General features: G+C 75.4%; 6 protein-coding genes and 2 pseudogenes. 7 read left to right on the forward strand and 1 reads right to left on the reverse strand.

Annotated features, from left to right (window positions below; all coding sequences use genetic code 11):
* Positions 1-751: pseudogene (gene eccB / locus JNW89_RS26465) on the reverse strand (type VII secretion protein EccB); the annotation flags it as partial.
* 35 nt (positions 752-786) lie between these two features.
* On the opposite strand from eccB, the pseudogene JNW89_RS38195 reads away from it, so the two are divergent.
* The 7 genes and pseudogenes from JNW89_RS38195 to JNW89_RS26500 form a co-directional block, all read left to right on the forward strand.
* Positions 787-1,068 (forward strand): annotated as a pseudogene (locus JNW89_RS38195) (hypothetical protein); the annotation flags it as partial.
* A gap of 67 nt (positions 1,069-1,135) precedes the next feature.
* Complete coding sequence (locus tag JNW89_RS38200) at positions 1,136-1,492, forward strand: class I SAM-dependent methyltransferase (protein ID WP_238451044.1); 357 nt, start codon at positions 1,136-1,138, stop codon at positions 1,490-1,492.
* Between the two features lie 105 nt (positions 1,493-1,597).
* Complete coding sequence (locus JNW89_RS26480) at positions 1,598-2,311, forward strand: spermidine synthase (protein ID WP_238451035.1); 714 nt, start codon at positions 1,598-1,600, stop codon at positions 2,309-2,311.
* 77 nt (positions 2,312-2,388) lie between these two features.
* Positions 2,389-2,568: a hypothetical protein gene (locus JNW89_RS26485; RefSeq protein ID WP_238451037.1), complete on the forward strand. Its 180-nt coding sequence runs from the start codon at positions 2,389-2,391 to the stop codon at positions 2,566-2,568.
* A 137-nt stretch (positions 2,569-2,705) separates the two neighbouring features.
* Positions 2,706-3,701 carry a hypothetical protein gene (locus tag JNW89_RS26490; RefSeq protein ID WP_238451038.1) on the forward strand — a complete coding sequence of 332 codons (996 nt, stop codon included), beginning with the start codon at positions 2,706-2,708 and terminating at the stop codon, positions 3,699-3,701.
* A 240-nt stretch (positions 3,702-3,941) separates the two neighbouring features.
* Positions 3,942-4,955: a hypothetical protein gene (locus tag JNW89_RS26495; RefSeq protein ID WP_238451040.1), complete on the forward strand. Its 1,014-nt coding sequence runs from the start codon at positions 3,942-3,944 to the stop codon at positions 4,953-4,955.
* A gap of 106 nt (positions 4,956-5,061) precedes the next feature.
* A partial coding sequence (locus JNW89_RS26500) for an AMP-binding protein (protein WP_238451042.1) occupies positions 5,062-5,407 on the forward strand: 346 nt, incomplete at its 3' end.

Genomic DNA, 5,407 nt, shown 5'->3' on the forward strand with positions numbered 1-5,407 from the left:
GGCGGGCTGACCCAGCTCGGGCAGGGCCGGCGGGGCCAGGTCGGCGCCCGCGGGCAACGTGTTGAGCAGGGCGGGCGCCACCGGCACCGCCCGCTCCCGGGTGGCGGCCAGGGCCGCCAGCACCCGGCTGGTGTCGCGCAGCAGGAAGCGCCGCTGCCGCCAGACGAGATGCAGCGTGCCGTCCGGGTGCCGGACCAGCACCCCCTCCTCGCCGGTCGGCCGTCCGCCGGTGGCCTCCCGACCGATGAGCAGCGCCGAGCGGGGCGTCGGATGCCCGGTCTCGGCCGGTACGACCGAGCAGACCGTCCACGCGGCGGTCGAGAGCCGCCCGGGGGGCGGGCAGCGAGTCCGGCGCGTCGGCGATGCCCAGCGGCAGGCCCCGGGGCACCCCCTCGATGGACCGGCGGGAGACCAGCACCGTGCTGGACCGCTCGGCGCCGATGATCAGCAGCGCGGAGGCGTAGTTGAGCACCGGGTGCAGCTTGCCGTCCCGGTAGACGAACCGGGCGCCGGACTCCTTCTCCACGATCACCGCGCCCGGGTCACGCCACTTGCTGCCGCCGCCGGCGAAGAGGCCGTACAGGGCGAAGCCCCCGAGCCCGATCGCGGCCACCAGCACGCTCGCCAGACCGGCGCCGGCGAGCCGCCGGAACGGCGACCGCGCCGGGTCGGTCTCCCGCATCACCAGCGCGGCGACCGCCCGCTGCACAGTGAACTGGTACGAGTGGAGCTGGTCCTGCCGCGACGGCATGGCGTCCCTTCCGGCGAGTCGTCGGCGGACAGGATATGCGCTGCGTCGATGTCCCGGCGACCCTGCGTCGTCGGCTCCAGGACGCCGCCGCCGAGACGTCGCGCCCCGGGTCGCCCGGGTTGGCGTATAACCGGACGGTGGACAGCAGCGAATGGGACGCGCGGTACGCCGCCTCGACGGAGCTGGTGTGGACCGCCGAGCCGAACCGTTTCGTGGTGGAGGCGGCCGCCGACCTGCCCCCGGGTGACGCGCTCGACCTCGCCGCCGGGGAGGGACGCAACGCGGTCTGGCTGGCCGGGCGGGGCTGGCGGGTGACCGCGGTCGACTTCTCACCAGTGGCGGTGGAGCGCGGCCGGGAGCTGGCCGCGCGCCGGGGGCGTACCGGTGGACTGGCGGGTCGCGGACGTCACCGTCGACCCGCCCGAGCCCGGCCGGTACGACCTGGTGCTGGTCGCCTACCTGCACCTACCTGCGGCGGCGCGGGCGACGGTGCTGGCCGGGGCGCGCGACGCGCTGCGGCCCGGCGGCACGGTGGTGGTGGTCGGGCACGACCGGGCCAACCTGGAGGGCGGGGTGGGCGGCCCGCGCGAGCCGGCGATCCTGCTCACCCCGGAGGAGGTGACCGCCGGTCTCGACGGGCTGCGGGTGCGGCGGGCGGAGACGGCCCGCCGCCCGGTGACCGTCGACGGCGGCACCGTGGACGCGCTCGACACGGTGGTGGTGGCGACCCGGCCGGCGTGACTGCCGGTTACGGGCACCGGAGAGCGCGCCGGCCGGTCAGGGTCGCGGGAGGAGCCGGACCCGTTCGGTAGCATCCCGCACGGACGGTGGCGGCGAGGAGGCCGGGTGGGCGCGCGATTCGAGGAACTGGCCTGGCGGGAGACCCCGATCGGCGAGATCAGCCTGCGCCGGCGCCGCGACCCGGCGCTCGACGTCGACGTGTACGAGGTGAAGCTCGACGACGAGTTCCTGATGTCCAGCCTCTTCCCGGTGGCGGAGATCGAGCTGGCCCGGTTGGGCCTGGCCCCGCTGACCGGGGACGCCCTGGACGTGGCGGTCGGCGGCCTCGGCCTCGGGTACACCGCGCGGACCGCGCTGGAGGACCCCCGGGTGCGCTCGCTGGTGGTGGTCGAGGCGATCGAGGACGTCATCGACTGGCACCGCCGGCAGCTGTTCCCGTTCGCCGCCGGGCTGGCGCCCGACCCGCGTACCCGGTTCGTGCGGGCCGACTTCTTCGCCGCCGTCGCCGCCGGCAGCGGCCTCGACCCGGCGGATCCGGACCGCCGGTTCCACGCCGTGCTGCTGGACGTGGACCACTCGCCGCGGCACGTCCTGCACCCCAGCCACGCCCCCTTCTACCGGGCGGACGGGCTGCGCCGGCTGGCCGACCTGCTGCACCCGGACGGGGTGTTCGCCCTCTGGTCGGACGACCCGCCGGACGAGGAGTTCGGCCGGGTGCTGGCCGAGGTGTTCCCGACCTCGCAGGCCCACGTCGTCCGCTTCGCCAACCCGTTGACCGGCGGCGAGAGCGCCAACACCGTCTACGTCGCCCGACGCTGACCGGCGTTTTCGCGTCCGACCGGCATGTCCGGCCACCCACGGGGAAGGCGCGCGGACAGTCGATCAGGGAGGCGAACATGCGGACCGTGCTCTGGATCGTCGGCATCGTCGGCGGCGCGCTCGTCCTGCTGGGGCTGCTCCTCGAGGCGGTCCGCTGGCTGGTTCTGATCGGGGCGATCGCACTGGTGGTGGTGATCGTGCTGGCGTTCGTGCGGGGACGGCAGATGATGCGGCAGCACTCCCCCGGCCGCCGGTAGTCGACCCGCCGCGACCGCGGCGCGGGCGGAAACGCGAACGGGTTGTCAGGTATCGGACAGATCGCAACCCGATGTGGTCGTCGATGGTTCTCCCGTCACACCGTCCGGAGCACCGGACCAACCACGGGGAGACATCGATGGCCCACCTCGCTCGACGCCGGATGCTGGCGACGGCCACCGCCGGGCTGCTGTCCGCCGCGCTCGGCGTCGCCACCGCGCCGGCCGCCGCCGCACCGCGGACGGCCAGCGCCTGCAAGCTGTCCACCCTGCCCTACCCCGCCGACGTCTACCGGGCCGACGCGCAGGCCATCGACCGGACCGGCCGGTTCATCGCCGGCACCGCCTTGCGGAGGGGCGAGGAGAGCAACCAGCTCCTGCTGCTGCTCTGGAAGCGCGGGCGGCTCACCACGATCGAGTCGCCGCTCGCCGACGCCGTGGCGGACGTCAACACCGCCGGCACGGTGGTCGGCAGCGGCTGGGCCGATGGCAGGACCCGGCCGTGGATCCTGCGCGACGGCGTCCTCGAACTCCTCCCGTCGCCGCCTGGTGGCGCGCAGCCCTCGGCGATCAACGGCGCAGGAGACATCGTTGGCGTGGGGGTGGACCCGAACACCGGCGACCCCTTCACGGTGCGGTGGCCGGCCGCCCGGCCCGGCACCTTCGAGGTGCTCGACCTTCCGGCCAACGCCGCGCCGAAGGGCATCACCGAGGACGGCACCATCGTCGGCACCGCCGGCGAGTTCGCGGCGTGGACCGGCTGGGTGCGGTACCCGGACGGACGTGTCGAGGCGCTCACCGTGCCGGGGGCCCGCACCACCATCGTCTACGCGGCGCAGGGCCACTGGGCGATCGGTCGGGTCAACCTCGGTGACGGCAACCAGGTGAAAGTGCGCTGGGACCTGCGCGACGGCTCCTGGTCGCGACTTGCCGACGAGCTGCCGTTGGTGACCGACGTCAACAAGCGCGGAACGGTGGTCGGCGGCGACCGCATCGCCCGGGGCGGCACCTCCCGCCTGCTGCCCGGAGGCGGAGCCCAGGTGGGCGTCGGCGCTCGGGCCATCTCGGACACCGGCACGGTGGTCGGTTTCCGCAACGACGGCCGGGTGACCCCGGTGCGCTGGACCGGCTGCTGACTCCACCGACTGCGCCGCCGGCATCGGCGGCGTCAGTTGCGTCGTCGACGGTGCGGGTGTCCCGCCCGCACGTCGACGGCGGGGGAACCGGAGGGACCTACCGCCGAGCGGCCCGGTCGCGGCCGCGTCCGTCCGGTGCCGCGGCAGATTCCCCGGCCGCGGTGCAACCGGGCGGTGACCTGATCCGTGAACAGGGCATGGAACCGCCCGGAGACCCGGGCGCCAGTGCCGGGAGCAGCCATGACGCGGACCATCCCGAACAGCCTCCTCGCCGGCCTCACCGCCGGCGTCCTCATCGCGACGCTGGGCTCGCCCGGCGTCGCCACCGCGGCGACGAGGCCGCGCAGCGCGACGTTCTGCACCATCCGCCCGCTGCCGATGCCGGCCGACGTGACGCACGGCGAGGCGCGGGCGATCGACCCGACCGGGCGGTTCATCGCCGGTCGGGGCCTGCGCGTCACCGGGGACGTATGGGAGGAACTGCTGCTGCTGTGGGACGGGCCGCGGGTCACCGTCGTGCCGTCCGACCCGTCCCGGCGTCTCGCCGCCGTCAACCGGTACGGCGTGGTGGTCGGCAGCGCCTTCGTCGACGGCACCTACCGCCCGTGGCGCTACCGGGACGGCCGGCTGGAGTGGTTGCCGGTGCCGGCGACGGTCTCCGGGACCTGGCCGAACGGCATCAACGCCCGCGGTGACATCGTGGGCCGCGGCTCGGTGGAGGAGACCGAGAGCGCCCTGCCGCTGCTCTGGCCGGCGGACCGGCCGGGCACCGTGGAGGTGGTCGACGCGCCGGCGAACTCGGGCGCGCTCGAGATCCTCGACGACGGCACCATCGTCGGCGGCGCCGGCGCCTCGGGCGGCGCGACGACGCCCACCGCCTGGGTCCGCCGGCCCGACGGACGGATCGACCGGCTGACCGCGCCCGGCACGACGCGTACCTGGGTACGGGCCGCGCAGGGTGACTGGGCGGTCGGCGGTGCCGGTCCCGAGGGGGACGACGTGCTGATGCGCTGGGACCTGCGCAGCGGGGTGCCGGTACCGGTGCACCCGGGGCTGCCGTCGGTGCAGGACGTCAACGCTCGGGGCACGGTGCTCGGCGACCGGGCGGTCGACCGCGGTGACCGCCTCGTCCCGCTCCCGGGGGCGGTCCCGGGCGCCGTGCTCATCATGGCCTGGGCGATCGCGGACAACGGCACCATCGTGGGCTCCACCAACGGAACCGGGCTGCGGCCGGTGCGGTGGAGCGGCTGCTGACCCGGACCTACGCGGGCGTAGGTTACCGGTAGGTAGGTTAGGCTGGGGGCGGTACGCCCGGTCGCGACCGGCGGGCGGACCGTCGTGCCCAGCGAGGGGAGACCCGATGGACCTGACCGCCGAGCGGCCCTGGCTGCGCAGCTACGCCCCCGACGTGCCGGCGACCGTCGCGCCGTCGGAGGAGTCCCTGGTCGACCTGCTGCGCGCGGCGGCCGGCCGGTTCGGTTCCCGGGTCGCGCTGGACTTCTTCGGGTCCACCACCACCTACGCCCAGCTCGACGCGCAGGTGGCCCGGGCGGCGGAGGCGCTGCGCCGGCTCGGCGTCGGCGCGGGCGACCGGGTGGCCCTGGTGCTGCCGAACTGTCCGCAGCACGTCATCGCCTTCTACGCCGCGCTGCGCCTCGGCGCGGTGGTGGTCGAGCACAACCCGCTCTACACGCCGCAGGAGCTGG

This window comes from Micromonospora sp. 4G55 (assembly GCF_016803375.1).